The organism is Rhizobium ecuadorense (genome assembly GCF_001187535.1).
In the GTDB taxonomy this organism is placed as follows: Bacteria; Pseudomonadota; Alphaproteobacteria; order Rhizobiales; family Rhizobiaceae; genus Rhizobium; species Rhizobium ecuadorense.
Window position 1 is genome coordinate 1 of record NZ_LFIO01001268.1, and the last position, 210, is coordinate 210.

The following is a 210-nucleotide window of genomic DNA, read 5'->3' on the forward strand; positions in this document are numbered from 1 at the left end:
CCATGCTTCGGCGCGCCAATCTCTCCAACGGCTTTAGCGTGCTTGACATAGCCGCCGGCACTGGCGAACCCGGCCTGACGGCGGCGGCGGCAATCCCCGACGGTCAGGTTGTCGTCACCGATCTCTCGGAAAATATGCTGGCTGCTGCCGCCGAAAATGCGGCCAGACGTGGCCTCAAAAACTTCGAAACTCGCCTATGCGATGCGGGAC

General features: G+C 62.4%; 1 protein-coding gene. It reads left to right on the forward strand.

The window, feature by feature from the left end; genetic code table 11:
* Positions 1-210: methyltransferase domain-containing protein (locus tag AF337_RS27185; RefSeq protein ID WP_152971206.1), on the forward strand; the 210-nt coding region annotated here is incomplete at both ends.